This is a genomic window from Erwinia papayae, from assembly GCF_058241465.1.
On record NZ_JBZCHT010000009.1, the window covers coordinates 1,284,680 to 1,303,035 of the forward strand.

At 54.3% G+C, this 18,356-nt stretch carries 17 protein-coding genes; 10 read left to right on the forward strand and 7 right to left on the reverse strand.

Translation table 11 applies throughout. The features are described 5' to 3' along the window. Positions 1-43: 43 nt before the first annotated feature. Genes icmH through AC3RPL_RS10915 form a run of 7 tightly spaced genes read left to right on the forward strand, consistent with a single transcriptional unit; the run spans position 44 to position 8,540 of the window. Positions 44-1,300, forward strand: coding sequence for a type IVB secretion system protein IcmH/DotU (icmH, locus tag AC3RPL_RS10885; protein WP_490740674.1), 1,257 nt, complete (start codon positions 44-46; stop codon positions 1,298-1,300). Continuing rightward, complete coding sequence (tssM, locus tag AC3RPL_RS10890) at positions 1,300-3,417, forward strand: type VI secretion system membrane subunit TssM (RefSeq protein WP_490740032.1); 2,118 nt, start codon at positions 1,300-1,302, stop codon at positions 3,415-3,417. The genes icmH and tssM overlap by 1 nt, the downstream gene beginning before the upstream one ends. Before the next feature lie 2 nt (positions 3,418-3,419). Beyond that, a complete protein-coding gene (gene tagF / locus AC3RPL_RS10895) occupies positions 3,420-4,118 on the forward strand; it encodes a type VI secretion system-associated protein TagF (RefSeq protein ID WP_490740033.1) in 699 nt (232 codons plus the stop codon). Between the two features lie 39 nt (positions 4,119-4,157). Then, the gene (gene tagH, locus AC3RPL_RS10900) at positions 4,158-5,324 is read left to right on the forward strand and encodes a type VI secretion system-associated FHA domain protein TagH (protein ID WP_490740034.1); all 1,167 of its coding nucleotides are present in this window, start codon (positions 4,158-4,160) and stop codon (positions 5,322-5,324) included. Further along, positions 5,321-6,100 (forward strand): PP2C family protein-serine/threonine phosphatase, encoded by a 780-nt coding sequence (locus tag AC3RPL_RS10905; RefSeq protein ID WP_490740035.1) that lies wholly within the window; start codon positions 5,321-5,323, stop codon positions 6,098-6,100. Before tagH ends, AC3RPL_RS10905 begins: the two co-directional genes overlap by 4 nt. Before the next feature lie 14 nt (positions 6,101-6,114). After that, a complete protein-coding gene (locus tag AC3RPL_RS10910) occupies positions 6,115-7,065 on the forward strand; it encodes a hypothetical protein (protein WP_490740036.1) in 951 nt (316 codons plus the stop codon). Between the two features lie 50 nt (positions 7,066-7,115). Continuing rightward, positions 7,116-8,540: a serine/threonine protein kinase gene (locus AC3RPL_RS10915; RefSeq protein ID WP_490740037.1), complete on the forward strand. Its 1,425-nt coding sequence runs from the start codon at positions 7,116-7,118 to the stop codon at positions 8,538-8,540. Between the two features lie 7 nt (positions 8,541-8,547). On the opposite strand, the gene AC3RPL_RS10920 is transcribed toward AC3RPL_RS10915, so the two are convergent. Then, positions 8,548-9,228: a gamma-glutamylcyclotransferase gene (locus AC3RPL_RS10920; RefSeq protein WP_034940412.1), complete on the reverse strand. Its 681-nt coding sequence runs from the start codon at positions 9,226-9,228 to the stop codon at positions 8,548-8,550. 569 nt (positions 9,229-9,797) lie between these two features. Here AC3RPL_RS10920 and chaA point away from each other — a divergent pair. Beyond that, positions 9,798-10,895: a sodium-potassium/proton antiporter ChaA gene (gene chaA, locus AC3RPL_RS10925; RefSeq protein WP_034940409.1), complete on the forward strand. Its 1,098-nt coding sequence runs from the start codon at positions 9,798-9,800 to the stop codon at positions 10,893-10,895. Between the two features lie 56 nt (positions 10,896-10,951). Here chaA and AC3RPL_RS10930 read toward each other — a convergent pair whose 3' ends face one another. The 6 genes from AC3RPL_RS10930 to hemA form a co-directional block, all read right to left on the reverse strand. Continuing rightward, positions 10,952-11,365: an META domain-containing protein gene (locus AC3RPL_RS10930; protein ID WP_490740038.1), complete on the reverse strand. Its 414-nt coding sequence runs from the start codon at positions 11,363-11,365 to the stop codon at positions 10,952-10,954. A gap of 52 nt (positions 11,366-11,417) precedes the next feature. After that, positions 11,418-12,272 carry a 3-deoxy-8-phosphooctulonate synthase gene (kdsA, locus tag AC3RPL_RS10935; RefSeq protein WP_034940404.1) on the reverse strand — a complete coding sequence of 285 codons (855 nt, stop codon included), beginning with the start codon at positions 12,270-12,272 and terminating at the stop codon, positions 11,418-11,420. A gap of 15 nt (positions 12,273-12,287) precedes the next feature. Continuing rightward, positions 12,288-13,097 (reverse strand): invasion regulator SirB1, encoded by an 810-nt coding sequence (gene sirB1, locus AC3RPL_RS10940; protein ID WP_490740039.1) that lies wholly within the window; start codon positions 13,095-13,097, stop codon positions 12,288-12,290. Positions 13,098-13,344: 247 nt separating this feature from the next. Continuing rightward, positions 13,345-14,172 (reverse strand): peptide chain release factor N(5)-glutamine methyltransferase, encoded by an 828-nt coding sequence (prmC, locus tag AC3RPL_RS10945; protein WP_490740040.1) that lies wholly within the window; start codon positions 14,170-14,172, stop codon positions 13,345-13,347. Then, positions 14,172-15,254 (reverse strand): peptide chain release factor 1, encoded by a 1,083-nt coding sequence (gene prfA / locus AC3RPL_RS10950; RefSeq protein WP_490740041.1) that lies wholly within the window; start codon positions 15,252-15,254, stop codon positions 14,172-14,174. The genes prmC and prfA overlap by 1 nt, the downstream gene beginning before the upstream one ends. A 35-nt stretch (positions 15,255-15,289) precedes the next feature. Further along, the gene (hemA, locus tag AC3RPL_RS10955; protein WP_034940484.1) at positions 15,290-16,546 is read right to left on the reverse strand and encodes a glutamyl-tRNA reductase; all 1,257 of its coding nucleotides are present in this window, start codon (positions 16,544-16,546) and stop codon (positions 15,290-15,292) included. Positions 16,547-16,771: 225 nt separating this feature from the next. On the opposite strand from hemA, the gene lolB reads away from it, so the two are divergent. Together lolB and ispE are read left to right on the forward strand one after the other, a co-directional pair. Then, positions 16,772-17,395 (forward strand): lipoprotein insertase outer membrane protein LolB, encoded by a 624-nt coding sequence (gene lolB, locus AC3RPL_RS10960; protein WP_490740042.1) that lies wholly within the window; start codon positions 16,772-16,774, stop codon positions 17,393-17,395. Further along, a complete protein-coding gene (gene ispE, locus AC3RPL_RS10965) occupies positions 17,392-18,297 on the forward strand; it encodes a 4-(cytidine 5'-diphospho)-2-C-methyl-D-erythritol kinase (protein WP_490740043.1) in 906 nt (301 codons plus the stop codon). Before lolB ends, ispE begins: the two co-directional genes overlap by 4 nt. Positions 18,298-18,356: the final 59 nt, after the last annotated feature.

The following is an 18,356-nucleotide window of genomic DNA, read 5'->3' on the forward strand; positions in this document are numbered from 1 at the left end:
CCACGTAAGGCCAGGATTTACCGTCTGAACAGACTAAAAGCACCTGCCAGACAGGTGCCATACCGCAGAGACAGTCATGTTGATGAGCCAGGAAAACACCGCTGACATTACGGCTGCCGTCAGTCAGGAAAATCTGCTACTGACCGCGGCTTCCCCGTTACTGAATGCCATCGTGCAGATCCGCATGGCGGCTACCCATGACGATCCTGCCACGTTGCGTCAGCAACTGGTGGATGAGATCCGCCAGTTTGAAATTCACAGTAAGCAGGCGGGTTTACCTTTCGATATGATTATCGGTGCACGTTACTGCCTGTGCAGTACTCTGGATGAGGCCGCAGCGCAAACCCCCTGGGGAAACCGCGGAGTATGGTCAGGCAATGGCCTGCTGGTCACTTTCCACAATGAAAGCTGGGGAGGAGAAAAAGTCTTCCAACTGCTTTCGCGTATCTCGCAAACCCCGACGCAACATCTCTGGCTGCTGGAAGTTATCCATTACTGCCTGCTGCTGGGTTATGAAGGACGTTATCGGGCGATGGAACAGGGTCGTGCTCAGCTTGATGCGATGCGCGGTCGACTGGCACAGTTAATCAGCGATACCCGTGCCATTCCGGAAGGCGAGCCAGCCCCGCAGCCGCTGGTTATCGTCAGTCAGGACAAACTGTGGCGTCCCCCCGTCCCGCTCTGGGTTTGCATCACCCTGACCGCCTTTATCGCCAGTCTGATTTACTCCGGACTAAACTGGCGACTGAGTAGCACCACGGCACCTTTACTTCGCGCCATCTGGCAAACTCCCCTTCCCAAAACGGAGCCTGGTAAACTCAGCCATTCTTCTCAGGCGCTGCTGGATATTCGTCAGAGACTTGACGATTTGATTACCTCTCGTCAGCTGGACGTTACCGATGGCAACAGTGGCAGTAAAATTATTATTGCCGCCGATAAACTGTTCAACGAATCAGGCACTGATCTGACGCCACATGGCCGGGCAATCATCACCCGCGTATCAGCGGCCATGGACACCATTCAGGGTATGATAATGGTGAGGGTGTTTACTGACGATCGGCCTGTGCACGGTTCGCATTTTTCCTCGAATTATGATTATTCGCTGGCTCAGGCCCGCAGCATCAGCAAACTGATGTTGCAGATACAAAAACCCGGTCACGTAATTCGCAGTGAGGGCCGCGGCGACAGCAACCCGCTGTTACCTAATGACAGTGACGAAAATCGTGCGCAAAACCGCCGGGTGGAAATTATTCTCTTCCCTTCCCCTGATACACCTGACAGTCAGAAGGAGAAATCCTGATGTCGTCAATGTTGACTTCTCTGATTTTCAATCGCCTGCTGTGGAGTTTTCTCGGCATCACCGCGCTGTCTGCTTTAATCTGGATAACCGGTCCAAAAATTCCTTTTGGTGACAGCCACTGGCTGGAAACCAGCCTCAACAGACAAATTGCCATCGGTCTGTGCTATTTCCTGTGGATTTTATTGCAGTTGATTCCGCAACTTTATCGCGCATGGTTCAACAGCAAACTGCTGCGCAATTTGCAGGAGCAGAACACAGACCATGCCGAACAGGCGGCAACCGGTGAGCTGCTTAACACCCGCTTCAGTGAAGCGGCTATGTTGTTAAAAAAAATCCAGTTCTCTGCTCATCAGCAAAAAAAAACGTACGGCTGGCTGCAACGGTTTAACGCCCAGTATCTTTACCAGTTGCCCTGGTACATGATCGTCGGCGCGCCAGGCGCAGGTAAGACTACCGCGTTGATTAATTCCGGGCTGGAATTCCCACTCAGTGACAGCCTGGGTAAAACGGCTTTACGCGGCGTGGGTGGCACGCGGCACTGCGACTGGTGGTTTACCCAGCAGGCCGTTTTACTGGATACCGCAGGACGGTATACCTTGCAGGAGAGCCAGCGCGTAAGAGATGCCAGTGAATGGCAGACTTTTATCACCCTGTTGAAACGTTACCGCACCCGGCAAGCTGTCAACGGTGTGATTATGACCATCAGCGTGGCAGATCTGCTAAGTGATACGGCAGAAGCCCGTACCCGTCAGGCCAGCGCCCTGCGGCAACGCATGGCAGAACTGCATCAACAAACGGGTATTCACTTCCCGGTCTATGTGATGGTAACAAAAACAGACCTGCTGAAAGGATTCATGAGCTATTATGGCGGGCTGGACAAGACGCAGCGTGATGCCATCTGGGGCTTTACCTTTCCATGGAAAATCGACCAGTCAGATGATTCCACTCACCTGGAGATGTTTGAGCGCCAGTTCCGTCTGCTCACCCGCCGACTGGAAAACGATCTTGCCCGCAACATGGCAAGGGAAAAAGATCTGCTTCACCGCTCGGACTGTTTTCTTTTTCCACAGGAGTTTGCCTCACTGCGTCCACTACTGGCGGACTATCTTGACATCGTTTTCGCAGCAGAAAATGGCAGGATGCCCTGGGCACCGCGTGGGTTGTTTTTCACCAGCGGAACGCAGGAAGGTTTGCCCTTTGACCGTATCATGGGGGAACTGACCCGCAAGCTTCAGCTACCTGAGGCATCTGACCACTCCATTGCCAACTGGGACAGCGTCAATCGCAACGCGCCTATTCCGGCCAGTAAAGGCCAGAGCTATTTTATTCGCTCTCTGCTCAGCGATCTGGTCTTCAGAGAAAGCAACCTCGCCGGTAGCGATCGCCTTTGGGAACGTCGCAACCATCAGTTACACCGGGCCGGGTATACTTTTCTGCTGCTGGCACTGAGCATGACAACATTTTTATGGGCCACCAGTTATGCCAACAACCAGCGCTATCTGCATCAGGTAGCAGCACGTCTGGCTCCCATCCAGCAACAGGCCACACGATTACAGGCCAGCAATCGCGGAGAGATTCTGGATCTGCTACCTTTCTTAAACAGTCTGGTGGCACTGCCCCAAAGTGAGCATTTTTCACTCACTTCCCCGCCCCTGAGTATGCGGGGAGGGTTGTATCGGGGTGTACAGGTAAGTAACGCCAGCTGGGGGTTGTATCAGAACGCGCTGAAAAGCCTGCTGTTGCCCCGTGTCGCTCAGGCAATCACGCTAATCCTGCGCAATGATAAAGGGGACGACAGTGAGTTCAGCCGAAATGCTCTGCGGGCTTATCAAATGTTGTATCAACCGCGCAGCTATGACGGGGAGTTTTTGCGGGGCTGGGTGATGCAGAATCTGCAACGCACACTGCCAGGCAGCGTCACTACCCGGCAGCTTCAGCAGCTGGACTGGCACCTCAGTCAATTACTTGACCGGCAGATCCAGACCTCGCCTTATGCCCGGGACAACGTGCTGATGCGCAAAATGGTGAATAATCTGGATAATGCTGTGCCACAACCGCTGGACACGCCTGCCCCGGTTCCGGCCGCATCTGACGATTACCCGTCCGGAGAGGAATAGCAATGTCAGCAAAAAAACCGTTGGGATGGTACGGCAAATTACCCGGCGCAGGCGACTTTTTACAGCGTCATTTGCCTGAAACCATCGTTGCTAACTGGACTAACTGGTTTCAACAGGGGCTGTCACACTGGCACCAGCACAGCAATGGCGTCAGCGCAGAGTTCTGCCGTGCTCCGGTGTGGAATTTTGCCCTGCCTGCCACCCTGGGCTCACAGCAGGTTCAAATCGGCTGTCTGGTCCCCTCCCGCGACCGCGTGGGGCGGGCATGGCCTTTACTGGCCCTTCAGACCGTGCCACTTACCCACTGGCATCCGGCCCAACTTAGCGTGTGTGGTGACTGGTTCCGGCAGTTAGGAACGACCCTCCACCAGGCCGTTACGGTTCCTTTTGCTGTTGTTCAGCTTGAAGCCTTGCTGAATGACCTGCCGCCGCTGTCACCACCCGACACCGGCCGTTCGGCTATCATGGATGTTCTGGGCTATCAGGATATGCCTTGTACCCTTGCCTGGCGGGAAGTCGCCATGCATTTTGATCCAATGCGGTATACCAGTTACTGGTGGACCAACCAGAGCGATGGCTATCCGCTTGCCAGTCACAAACATAGCGGTAACCTAACTGCTCAGCTGTTTTCACAATTATTCAATCCGGCCGCTGTGGCACAGCCGGGCCGACATGGACTCTATCCCCCCATGTTTGAATAGAGTTTTTTTGCCTTCTGGCCCTGGCCTCAGGAAAAACGCATGCGATTTACCATTGTTGAAAGCAACACCGCTGCACCCGTCACCAGCTGTGAATTTCTGCCGCCCGGCGGAACCATCGGGCGCAGCATTGATAACGATCTGGTGCTACCGGATGAAGAGCGCGCCATTTCACGTTTACAGGCGGTGGTGCATGTGGCCGCCAATGGTGACTGTCGTCTGACCACTCACGGCAGCGTTACCGCCGTGGTGCATAATCACCAACCGCTGGCGCGTGGCGCTCAGGTTCTGCTGCAACATGCCGACGTATTGGGAATTGGTCATTATCAGATTAAAGTCAGTGACCCGGCGCGCCAGGAAGGACAGGCTTCCGGGGAGATGGATCCGCTGACGTTTTTTGAAAATTATGACCCCGCAACGCCAGACCCGCTGGGCATTTTGCACCAGCAGGAGCCTGTACTGGTGCCGGGCGCGGCGCTGCACAGTTCAGAACCGCTCTCAGCCAGAAATGCCCGCCAGACGGGTGCCCGGCTGGGTATCGACCCGGTTAATCACGCGGCGAGCTCCCCGGAACGGCCCGCCAGTTCAGGAAATGAACAACGCCTTCTGGCCGCGCTGATGGAAGGGATGGGGCTGGATTATCATGCCGAAAAACCGCAACTCACTGAAGAACAGATGTACACCACTGGCCGGATGCTGAGCCTTTTTTCTCAGGGAACCGTCGCCCTGCTCTCTTCGCGTTCAATCCTTAAACGTGGCGTTAAGGCTGAGATGACCATGATTCTTAACGAGGCTAATAATCCCTTTAAGATTCTGCCTTCCGGTAAAACGGTACTGATGCAAATTTATCAGAGTGAGATGCCTGGTTTTATGCCGCCAGAGCAGGCGGTTCGTGATGCCCTGGTGGATTTACAGGCACATCAGTTGGGCATGATTGCCGGGATCCGCGCCATCATTGCAGCCATGTTGCAGTCGTTTAATCCCCAGCGCCTGGATGACCATGCCCGCCGCGATGGCAATCTGCCGCGTATTGCTCCGGGCATCGTCAAAAAAGCCGCACTTTGGGACTATTTTCTGCGCCATTATCAAAACATGTCAGGTGAAATCGAAGACGACTTTCACACTCTTTTTGGTAACGCGTTTTTGCAAGCCTACGATATGGAAGTCAATCAGTACAAAGACTCTCAGATACGACCGGAAGAAGAATGAACATTAATTATGCTGCAACGTCACAACAGGGCGTGCGCGAAAGTAATCAGGACGAAACAGGCGCAGTCCTTGGCAAGCACTGCGCCTGTTTTCTGGTCTGTGACGGCGTGGCTGGCACCGCAGGCGGGCAGATTGCCGCTCGCATCGCCAGAGACGTTTTACTTTCTCAACTGGCAAACGACGCATCAATCGATTCCGCTGATACAGCGCGTTGGCTGGAAAACGTTGATCGGGCAATAAGGCAGGCACAACGCCAGATGCTCAATTTCAGTCAGATGAGCACCACGCTGGCCGCCCTGTTCATCGATCGCGATGCACAACAGTGTTGGTGGGCACATGCAGGCGACAGCCGTATTTATCATTTCCGCCGGGGCTTTATTGATGCAGTGACCCGCGATCACAGCCTGGCTCAGCAGCTGAAAGATGCGGGTGTTGATAATACCGGCATAAACAGTAATTTACTTTATAATGCGCTCGGTGCGGATGGCCCGCTGTCAGCCACCTGTAGCGACGTGATGCCGTTGGAAGATGGCGATGCGTTTCTGGTTTGTACCGATGGCTTCTGGTCCAGCCTTGCCCCACAGGAAATGGAGCAGGCGTTGCGCATGGTCAACTCTCCGGATGAGTGGCTGGCGCTGATGAATACCGCAATCAACCGTAGTGAAAAAAAAGAAGACAACTTAAGCGCGGTGGCAGTCTGGATTGGCTCGCCTCAGGAAACCACGCTTTTACAGCAGATGTCAGATTCTGCCCGCTTTCTGCCGACGCGGAAATAACACCAAGGAACACTATGAAATTTTGGTTGCCTGTCACTGCCGTACTGTTGATAGCGACTGCCGCACAAGCGGAGGATTATCGCGTGGTTTACTCCCCCAGCCTGGCGCTGGAGGTCTTTATTGATAACGTTCAGAGTAATACTCCTCGCGACTGGTGCCAGGAAGATATTCATTTACGCATTGTTTCGGGCAAAAGTAAGGAATCCAGCGTGCTGAACAGTTTTCTGCCGCGCGTGGGTACGTTACTACAAAATCAGTGCGGTAAGCTCGAAGAATTGCCCTGGCAGATGACCAGTAATAACGGTTCTGTGCTTGCCACCGGCACGGCGGCTAAAGAGCAAAACTGGCGCCCCATAGTGATTGCCGATGCCACAGAGGCGGCGACCAACAGCAATGCCGAACCTCTTGATTTGTCGCAGCCTGCCAATACCATTCCGTTACCTCGCTTCGCTCTGCCGGGCGGCTGCCATTTTCGTACCTGGTGGGGAGAGACCCAACATGCGCTGTTTATCCCCGATGACAAAAACCTCACCTGCCCTTCCGGAGGCTGGCTGGAAGGACAAAGCGTGCTGACGCTCTCCGACAGCGGCAAAAATCAGCAGGTGGCGGTGCAGTTCTATCAGGGATTCCCCTTGCGTCATGTCCATCCTGCCAGCGGAGAGCTGAACATTGTCTCGGCCAATAATCAGCGTCTGGTGGTCAGCAAAAAGTCGGCACCGGACAGCTGGTTATTACTGATGTTCGATCCGGCGCTGCATGTCTGGTCATTTGAGGGATCGTTACTGGTGAAAATGAACAAGGCACAGGCAGCCGATTCTGCCTTACTGAAAGAACGGATCGCATCGTTACGTCAGAGCTGGGCGACCGTAATCGGAAATCAAATCAAAATTAATGTGCTGTTGGTTGATGAACTGCATGCCGATTTGGCCGATCCGGCTATTGGTGCCTGGCGCACCGTTAACTAATCCGGTCATCACCGGTTAATCCAGGATTCAGCTCTTAGAGAGTGTTAATTATGTCGGCAAACGATAAAACAAAAGATGTCGCCAACGCCCTTCCGGCAGGCCACCGCTTTAATGAATTTGAGATAAAAGAAGTGATTGGCGGGGGCGGCTTTGGCATTGTTTATCGCGCCTGGGACCACCTTCTTGAACGTCACATCGCCATCAAAGAATATCTGCCTGTCTCGCTGGCAACGCGCGATGAGCATCTGAATATTATCCTGCGCGGAGAACGCTACCAGCGACTGTTTAATGCCGGACTGCACAGCTTTATTCAGGAAGCGCGACTGCTGGCGCGTTTTAATCATCCCGGCCTGCTGCATGTGCTGCGTTTCTGGGAAGAGAACGGCACCGCCTACATGGGAACCCTCTATTACAGCGCTATCACTCTGAAAGAGTGGCAACAGAGCAAAGCAGACATGCTGAACGATGCCTGGATCCGCCAGCTGCTGCCGCCGCTGTTCGGGGCAATCGATACCATTCACCAGGCAGGTTATCTGCACCGTGATATCTCGCTGGACAATATCCAGATCCAAGACAATCACCTGCCGGTGCTGCTTGATTTTGGCTCTGCGCGCAGAGAAATAGGCAACCTGTCCGATGAAACTGAGATCATGCTCAAACCGGGCTATGCTCCCATTGAGCAGTACAGTGAAGAGAGTGACGCCGACCAGGGACCGTGGACGGACATCTATGCGCTTGGCGCGGTACTTCACACGCTGGTGACCGGCTCCCCACCGCCTGTCAGCGTGGTGCGCTGCATTGAAGATCACTATAAGCCGCTGACCACCTTGCGGCCCCCTGGCTATTCATTACCGCTGCTGAACGCCATTGACTGTTCACTGGCGATGAAACCTCAGGACCGTCCACAGTCAATCGATGAACTGGCGGCGCTGATCGAGCTGCCGGTCAGCACCGTTGAGGAACTGGTCGCCGCCGTTACCGTCATCAGGGAAAGTCGTGCAACACCTGACCCGGAGAGCGTGCCGGAACCGGTAGTGATAGCGGTCAATGCTGCGGCGGGTGCGGCGGAACCCGTGGCGATAAAGGCAGGGCGCAGGATCTCAACACCGCTGGCGATACTGTCTGGCGCTGTGCTGATGGCATTAGTGGCACTGGTGGTGGTGCTGAATTATGATGACACCGCAACCACCACTGCGACGACAGACACTTCTCAGCAGCTGACACCCTCTTCCGGGACAAACCCACCCGCATCCACCGCTACGGCACCAATGGCTAAAGTCTATCTGAAACTGAGTAACACCGATCGGCTGATGCTGGATGATAAACCTGTTGACGTAAAGCCAGATACCAGCGGATATGCCTCACTGAATCTGCCCGCCGGGCGCTATAAAATTTCGGTGCAGAATGGCACGACGTTGCGTAATCAGCAGCTCGAGATCAACCACGTTGGAACCTGGTTGATTGATCCGCACTAAGCAGTGCTCAACCCGCAATGCTCTGATTGTCACACTGCTGTAGCGCCCGGACGCGCTCAACAAGATCGGTCAGGCAGTCATCGTACAGGCCGCGTTTTTGCAGTTCCTGCTCCAGTGAAAAGAGGTACTGCGCGTTGGTCCCCAGTGGCCCGCTGGCCTGAGCAATCAGCGGCGCAATGGTCTGAGGGCAGGAGTCGGTTTCATAGAGCGCGTGGCGCGGGTCCATGATGAAGGCGATAGCGGTAACACGACGCCCATCGGCCAGAGCCAGCTCACACCAGCTGGGAAGATAGCATCCGGTAAGCATCTCACGCTTCCACAGCAGTTCCAGCTCTTCCTGCAAATGTGCTTCAGGCAGTCTGAACGCCAGACCGGTGGTGCAGCCTCCTTCTTTCAGCGCCAGCATTCTGCCAGGTTGCGTTGCGCTACCTCTGCCGGAAGTGAGCCGCAGGCAAAAAGCCCGGTGCCATCCCTCCAGGGTTCCTTCGGCCACATCGTCAGATTCAAAAACCGGGTTCCACATCAGTGAGCCGTAACCGAATATCCATACCGGGCTGCGGTCAGGTCGACAGGCCAGCGTGGCGGCAAGGGAAGCCGCTCGCTGCTCACAGGTCCATAGCAGGGATTCCTCAACAGCACCAAACGCGGTGCTGCAATCAGCTTTTTTCAGGAAATCTCTGGTTAACATAAAACCTCCTCTGCCACTGCACGCTTCCTGCCACAACCTGCCCGATAGTCCCTGGATCGTGATGATTAAGAAACTTACTTTTTCCTGTCAGACGATAAGTCATTTCTGACCGGGCAATCAAGTTTGAAGCACGTCACAAAAGAAAAAAACTCTTATATGTTGATTATCGGCACCGGGGCATGAAACTTAACGGGGGGAGAAAAAAACATCGCCGCCATCGTCATCGCGCTTTTGTGCTGCTGAACAACCTGTGGTGGTAAAATGCATATTTTTACCCCGCCTGTTGCCGGATATATGCTTTAATTTATCTGATACGCATGGGAAAAAACTATAATTTATTTCTATAAATCATAATAATAAATGTAAATATTGGTTTTAAAGGCCAGAAAAAATAAAAACCTCACCCCGAGGTAAATAAACGTAAAACATCCGGTTATCTGATTAATGAGTTATTACACTACAGCCGCCTGTAATTGTGCCTGTTTGTACCGCTTTAACCCTCTCTGCTGGCTGAACCCTTTACAGGCGGCATCAGGCGGCAACCGACCGAAGTAAGGAGGAATTTATCCGTGACTGCACAAGAGAGTATTAAAACCCGCCATAAAGAGACGTCGCTGCTGCTGCCGATTGCCGCACTGATCATTTTAGGTTTCTGGGGACACAGCCCGTCCATGCCGGTGATCGTCACCATCAATCTGCTGGCGCTGGTGGCTATCCTCAGCAGCGCGTTCAGTGTGGTGCGTCATGCCGACGTGCTGGCACATCGTCTCGGTGAACCCTATGGCTCACTTATCCTCAGCTTATCGGTGGTGATCCTGGAGGTCAGCCTGATTTCGGCACTGATGGCCACCGGTGACGCGGCCCCGGCGCTGATGCGCGATACGCTCTATTCCATCGTGATGATAGTAACCTGTGGTCTGGTGGGATTTGCCCTGTTGCTGGGCGGCCGTAAATTCGCCACGCAGTTTGTCAATCTCGCGGGCGTAAAACAGTATCTTATTGCACTGTTTCCGCTGGGTATTCTGGTACTGGTGTTTCCGAATGCGCTGCCAGGCGGCAATTTTACCGTCACTCAGGCGCTACTCATTTCCGCCATTTCTGCCGCAATGTATGGCGTTTTTCTGCTGATCCAGACCAGAACACACCAGAGCCTGTTTGTCTATGAGCATGAAGATGAGGGGGACGATGGTGATCCGCATCACGGCAAGCCCTCTGCGCATTCCAGCCTCTGGCACAGCCTGTGGCTGGTGGTGCATCTGATCGCGGTAATTGCGGTAACAAAAACCGATGCCACCCCACTGGAAGCGCTGCTTGACCGACTGAATGCGCCGGAGGGGTTTGTCGGTTTCCTGGTGGCGCTACTGATCCTCTCGCCTGAGGGGCTTGGCGCGATTAAAGCCGTGCTGGCTAATCAGGTACAGCGCGCCATGAATCTGTTTTTTGGCTCAGTGCTTGCCACCATCTCACTGACGGTACCGGCGGTAACGCTGATCGCCACCCTCACCGGACAACAGTTAATTTTTGGTCTGGAACCACCCCATATGGTGCTGATGCTTGCCGCCCTGCTGCTGTGCCAGGTTTCTTTTTCTACCGGCCGCACTAACGTTCTTAACGGCGCGGCGCATCTGGCGCTGTTTGCCGGCTATCTGATCACCATCATGCTGTAGTCAAAAAAACCCGCTGACTTTATTGCAGCGGGGTTATTGATACCGTTACGCCAGACTTAATTCTCGCTGACATACACCAGGGTGTGGCCTGAACCCTGCAACGTCAGGGTCTGCTGGTTGAGCTGCAATCTGGCCCCCGCAGTCAGCATTTTGCTGATGGTGGCTTCCCACTGATTCAGCACGGTATCGCTACACATCATCCTCGTCGAGGCCAGTTGTGCCACGGTGAGCACACCGTGCTCCAGCTTACCCTGACCAAAGAAACGATTACACATTACGCCGCTGATGTGCATATCCTGCGCAAAACTGATGCCCGGTTTCATCCCCGCAGGGGGTGTCACTGGCTGACCATCAACACGGGTCAGAATAAAATTATGACCGCTCAGGGAGGAATGCGCTGTTTTATCCGGCCCGGCACCACAACCTGACAGCAGCAGGGTTGCCACCAGCAGGGCACTTTTTATTTTCATGTCGCCTACTTGTAAAAAAAAGGCTGGCATCACGGGCCAGCCTTAAGCGTTATCAGTTACTGGTATCGAGCTCCGGGAAGTTTTTCACCAGTTCATCAATGGCTTTCATCTGGGCAAGGAAAGGCTCAAGTTTATCCAGCGGCAACGCTGACGGGCCGTCACACATGGCGTGGGCCGGGTCCGGATGCGCTTCGATAAACAGACCGGCCAGACCAACGGCCATACCGGCACGGGCCAGTTCAGTCACCTGGGCACGGCGGCCACCGGATGCAGCGCCAAAGGGATCGCGACACTGCAAGGCATGCGTCACGTCAAAAATGACCGGACTGCCGTTGGAAACCTGCTTCATCACATTAAAGCCAAGCATATCAACGACCAGGTTGTCGTAACCAAAGTTAGCGCCACGATCGCAGAGGATCACTTTGTCATTGCCGCCTTCAGCAAATTTATCAACGATGTTACCCATCTGACCGGGGCTGACAAACTGCGGTTTTTTTACATTGATCACCGCGCCGGTTTTCGCCATCGCATCAACCAGATCGGTTTGTCGGGCCAGAAACGCCGGTAGCTGGATAACATCCACCACTTCAGAAACGGGCTGCGCCTGGCTGGCCTCATGCACATCGGTGATCACTTTCACGCCGAAGGTTTGTTTCAGCTCCTGAAAAATTTTCATTCCTTCTTCCAGGCCAGGACCGCGATAAGAATGAATCGAGGAGCGATTAGCCTTATCAAATGAGGCCTTAAACACGTAAGGAATGCCGAGTTTGCCGGTAACGGTGACATAGTGTTCACAGATACGCATCGCCAAATCGCGTGATTCCAGCACGTTCATCCCACCGAACAGCACGAACGGCAGATCGTTTGCCACTCTGATCTCACCAATGTTTACCACTTTTTGTTTCATGTCATCGCCTTATATTCAGTGCAGCGTAATCAGCTTTTGTTCAATAGAATGGATCTGGATTTTAATCATTTCACTTATTGGATCTTCCGGGCAGTGCTCAACGAAATAGGTTAAATCGCTGAGCGCCACATGCTCACAATCGAGCTGGGCAAAAATCAGCCCGCGGTCACGAATTTCATAGGGATCTTCCGGGTCCATGATGACCAGCAGCTGGCTGACCTGAAGCGCCAGCTCCATCTGATTTTCATCCATCAGCGCCGCTTTTAACGTATCGAGCATTTTGCTCAGGACCTTGCCCGGCGCAGCCTCCTGCAAATCATCCTCGTACAGCTCCGCCACCGGACCAATATTGCCTTTCAGCCACACTTCCAGCGTGTGCTCATCCAGCGTGTCGCCGTTGAAAGGATTAATAAGCCACATCTCCTCATCCAGCCAGTCGGCACGTAAGATCAGCTGTGTCGGAAAAATAACCGGCATCAGCGGCAGTGAAAGCTGTTCAGCAATGTGCAGGAAAATCACCCCGAGGGAGACGGCAGTACCCTGCCGTGAGTCAAGTACTTTGTCCAGCCAGAGTGTGTCAGAAAGACGGTATACGCCGCTGGCACCGCCAAACCCCCATTTCTTCCAGAACAGCTCAATAAGCTTTTCCAGCTGCAAATCCTGATCCAGCTGCGGCGGGATGACGGCACGGGCTTCAGAGACCAGTGCGGCCAGTTGCCCACTTACTTCTTCAGCAGAAAAATCCGTGCGGATAGCCTGCGTGGCTGCCATCACGGCCTCGCACAGCGATGTCTCTGTGAAATCTGTGGTTATTCTCGACGTCATACATTCCCCAACAATGGCAATTTCGTGATGGCCAGATGAAAATAAAGCGCCCTTCCGGCAGGCACTGGTGGAAAAGCATCCCGCTTTTCAGTTCACTGACCAGCACGCTGAGGCACCAGACCTCAGAGCGACACAGATAATAACGCCAAACGGTTTTTCAGTCAGCCAGGTCTTTCGGCGGGAAGGGATAAAGCAAGAGTAAATCGCTCAGCCAGGCTGTACCAGTCAACGTATTGCGTCATCCTGGTTAAGGTTTTTGAGCATAAGTTACCCGCTCATTACCGCCATAATCCTGGCAGGTTGCGACAGCAGAAAACCTGTTCTCGCTCAAAATTGTGCGCACTTCTCGCGCCTGCTGCCAGCCATGCTCCAGCAACAGCCATCCGCCCGGCAGCAAAAATTCACCGGCCGTTGCGGCAATCTGCCGGATATCCGCCAGGCCATTATCAGCTGAAATTAACGCACTTTTAGGTTCAAAACGCACATCGCCCTGGCAAAGATGCCCATCAGCAGCATCAATGTAAGGGGGATTGCTGACGATGATATGGTACTGCTCACCCGCCAGTGCGCTGAACCAGTTGCTCAGACGAAAGTCTGCATTGGTTATCGCCAGACGTTGAGCATTTTGCCGGGCGAGGGCCACGGCTCCGGCAATGCGGTCCACACCCGTAACCTGACAGTCCGGACGTTCACTGGCCAGCGCCAGGGCGACTGCCCCGGTGCCGGTTCCCAGATCAAGCACCCTGGCGGCAACAGGCAGGTGTTGCAGCGCCTTTTCCACCAGCAGTTCCGTATCAGGACGGGGGATCAAAGTATCAGGCGAAACGACCAGAGAGAGTGACCAGAACTCGCGCTCCCCTGTGAGATAAGCAATGGGTTCGCCCCCGGCACGACGTGCCAGTAGTGTTGCCAGCCTTGCCAGATGTTCGTCACCGACGAGACTGTCGTCAAAGGCCATTAACCAGCTGCGGGATTTGCCGGTGACAAAACCCAACAAAATTTCGGCATCGCGCTTCGGGCTGTCACTGTCGGCCAGTTGCAGGATCGCGGCCCGCAGCCACTGACGTATCTGCATTACTCCTGACCAGACAGCGCTGCCAGTTGATCCGCCTGGTGTTCCTGAACCACCGGCTCAATCAACATATCCAGCTTGCCCTGCATCACCTCTTCCAGACGATAGACCGTCAGATTAATGCGGTGATCGGTAATACGTCCCTGAGGATAGTTGTAGGTGCGATTGCGGTCAGAACGATCGCCACTGCCCAACAGATTACGACGCGTGGAGGCCTCTTCCTGCTGACGACGCGACATCTCGACGGCACGGATGCGCGAACCCAGCACGGAGAGGGCTTTCGCTTTGTTTTTATGCTGTGAACGCTCGTCCTGACACTCCACCACGATGCCGGTGGGCAGGTGGGTAATACGAATTGCCGAGTCGGTGGTGTTAACGTGCTGACCACCTGCGCCGGACGAGCGGAAGGTATCAATTTTAAGGTCGCCCGGATTGATATCCGGCAGCTCAGCTTCCGGCACTTCAGGCATCACCGCCACCGTGCAGGCAGAGGTGTGAATACGTCCCTGTGATTCGGTTTCCGGCACGCGCTGGACGCGATGCCCACCCGATTCAAACTTGAGGCGACCATAGGCACCCTCTCCCACCACTTTGGCGATCACCTCTTTGTAACCACCGTGTTCGCCCTCGTTAGCGCTCATCACCTCAACTTTCCAGCGACGTGATTCTGCATAGCGGCTGTACATGCGGAACAGATCGCCGGCAAAAATGGCAGCCTCATCGCCGCCGGTCCCGGCACGGACTTCGAGAAAGCAGTTGCGCTCATCGTCGGGATCTTTCGGCAACAGCAGGATCTGGAGCTCCTGCTCCAGCCTCTCACTGGCTTCACGGGCATCTTTCAGTTCTTCCTGCGCCATGTCACGCATTTCACTGTCAGCCAGCATCTCTTCCGCCGTGGCAATATCATCCTGAGTCTGCTGCCATCGCTGGAAACACTGGCTGACATCGGTCAGTTGCGCATATTCACGCGACAGCGCGCGAAAACGCTCCTGATCGGCAATCACACCGGCATCGCCCAGCATCGCCTCGACTTCTTCATGGCGTTCCTGCAAGGCTTCCAGTTTGGCAACAATAGAAGGCTTCATTAGTGGTTTTTTACCTTTATTCTTAAGAGAAAACGCTAATCCAGTCCAAGACCGTTGCGTAAAATTTGCAGGCGTTCAGTATCGCCGTCGCGGGCAGCCTGCTGAAGAGATTTTGTTGGGGCATGTATTAAGCGGTTAGTCAGGCGGTGGGCCATGTCACGCAGCACCGCCTGGGGATCCTCCCCCTGTTGCAGCGCGGTAAGCGCACGGGCTTCAAGCTCCGCACGTACCTGATCGGCCTGCGAGCGGTAATCGCGAATAGTTTCAACCGCACTCTGAGCGCGCAGCCATGACATAAACTCGCCGCTTTCCTGCTCAACGATGCTTTCTGCCTGCACGGCAGCGGCCTGCCGCTGCGCCATGTTACTTTCAATAATCGCCTGCAAATCATCCACGCTGTAGAGATACGCGTTGGGCAATTTACTTACTTCCGGTTCCACATCACGCGGCACGGCAATATCCACCAACAACATTGGCTGATTGCGACGCTTTTTTAACGCCCGCTCAACCATACCTTTGCCGATAATGGGTAGCGGACTGGCGGTTGAACTGATGATGATGTCCGCTTCCGCCAGACGCTGGTCAATATCTGCAAATTCGATCACTTCCGCGCCCACCTCATCGGCCAGCAGTTGAGCACGGCTACGGGTTCGGTTGGCGATCAACAACTTCTGAACATGGTGTTCGCGCAGATGACGGGCAACCAGCTCAATGGTTTCACCGGCACCCACCAGCAGCACGTTGACGGCAGAAAGAGATTCAAAGATTTTTCTGGCCAGTGAACAGGCTGCAAACGCCACTGATACCGCACTGGCACCGATCTCGGTTTCCGTACGTACCCGTTTCGCCACCGAAAATGACTTCTGAAACATTCTCTCCAGTTCGCTGGCCAGCGGAAGACCACGATGCGAATCGGCATAGGCTTTTTTAACCTGCCCCAGAATTTGCGGTTCTCCCAGAACCAGCGAGTCCAGCCCACTGGCGACGCGCATAAGATGGCTTACCGCTTCATTACCGTGATGCCAGTAGAGACTGTTTTTCACCTCATCAACGTTTAACTGGTGATAATCACACAACCATTGCACCAGCTGCTGCTGCAAATTTTCCTGCTGCCCGACGCTCAGGTACAATTCGGTGCGGTTACAGGTAGACAGTACCACCCCGCCCTGCACCAGCGGCTGGGAGAGGAGGCTGTCTAGCGCCTGGTCCAGAGACTCCGGCGAGAACGCCACACGTTCACGCAGAGCAACAGGTGCCGTTTTGTGATTAATTCCGAGAGCCAGCAACGTCATAAGGAATTGATTGGGGTTATCCCACTGTTGATAGGGTTTTGTGAGCCGCATTCTACAAGATGAGCAGGATCAATAAAAGTCGTCCTTTGCCGTTGCTGTTAACAAGATATCTACCTTCGACATCAAACAGGACAAATTGAGCATTGACGTCGGGTTGTCGGGTCGCTAGCGTGAACGGTTGATTTGGGTATTATTGCCCGCCGGAGTCTGAGGAGCTGACCCCCTATGTTAATGCAGAAACGCCGTCTGATGCGGCTTCTACCCCTTGCCAGCCTGTTACTTGCCGCCTGTAGCATCAATAAACCCCAGGGGCCGGGGCAAAGTATTAATGCGCCCCAGTGGCAGCAACATCAGCAGGCCGTGCAAAAAATCACCGCATATCAGACCCGTGGAGCTTTTGCCTATCTTTCTGATAGCCAAAAAGTTTACGCGCGATTTAACTGGCAGCAAACCGCGCCGGATCGCTACCGTTTACTGCTGACCAACCCGCTGGGCAGCACCGAACTGCAACTGGATGCTCAGGGCAGCGTGGTGCAGATTGTCGACAACAAAGGTAAACGTTACGTCAGCAATGACGCGGAAAAAATGATTACCCAACTGACCGGGATGGCTATTCCCCTTAACAACCTGCGCCAGTGGATGATGGGCCTGCCGGGTGATGCCACCGATTACGCTCTGGATGACCAGTATCGCCTGCGTGAAGCACGTTACAGCCGCGATGGCCAACAGTGGACGGTGAACTATCTGGGCTATGACAGCAAACAGGATCCCACTCTGCCAGCCAGCCTGGAGCTGCGCGAAGGCAATCAGCGCATCAAACTGAAAATGGACAGCTGGACTGTTAAATGAGAAAGGACGTGTTGCACGAGGAAACACCGGTCGTTCGTTGGCCGGCTCCGGCCAAGCTGAATCTGTTTCTTTATGTCACCGGCAGGCGGCCCGACGGATACCATAACCTGCAAACCCTCTTTCAGTTTCTGGATTTTGGTGATGAACTGACCATTATTCCGGACCAGAGCGGCGAAATAAAGCTCACTACCCCTGTCGAGGGCGTTGCCGATGAGCAGAATCTGATGGTGCGTGCAGCAAAGTTGCTGCGACAGCAGGCGGCGCTGCAAGGCACCCTGCCCGCACAGGCGGGAGCCACCCTTGCCATCAGCAAGAAGCTGCCGATGGGTGGCGGGCTGGGCGGCGGTTCATCCGATGCCGCCACGGTGCTGCTGGCACTGAATCATTACTGGCAAACCGGTTTTACCCTTAACGAACTGGCCGCGCTGGGCCTGAAACTGGGTGCCGATGTGCCGGTATTTGTCCATGGCTTTGCTGCGGTAGCGGAAGGCGTGGGTGAAAAGCTGACGCCGGTACAACCGGCGGAGAAATGGTTTCTGGTGGTACATCCTGGCGTGCAGATCCCGACGCCGTTGATCTTCAGCGATCCGGACCTGACGCGCGATACCCCGCCACGCGGAATTAATGAACTGTTACTGGCGGATTACCGCAACGATTGCCAGTCAGTGGTAAGAAAACGTTTTCGCGAGGTTGAACAGCTTGTTTCCTGGCTGCTAGAATACGCGCCGTCACGCCTGACAGGAACTGGCGCTTGTGTGTTTGCCGAATTTGACACCGAGTCTGCTGCCCGTCAGGTGTCTGAGCTTGTACCGAAAAAGTGGCAGGGATTTGTTGCGCGGGGCGTTAACGTTTCGCCGCTCCACCAGTGCCTTTCGGTCCAATGCAATAAAGAGTTGCTGTGACACTCTCAACCTGATCCTGAGGTTGCACAGCACTCACAGACACATCCGTATGAACCAGT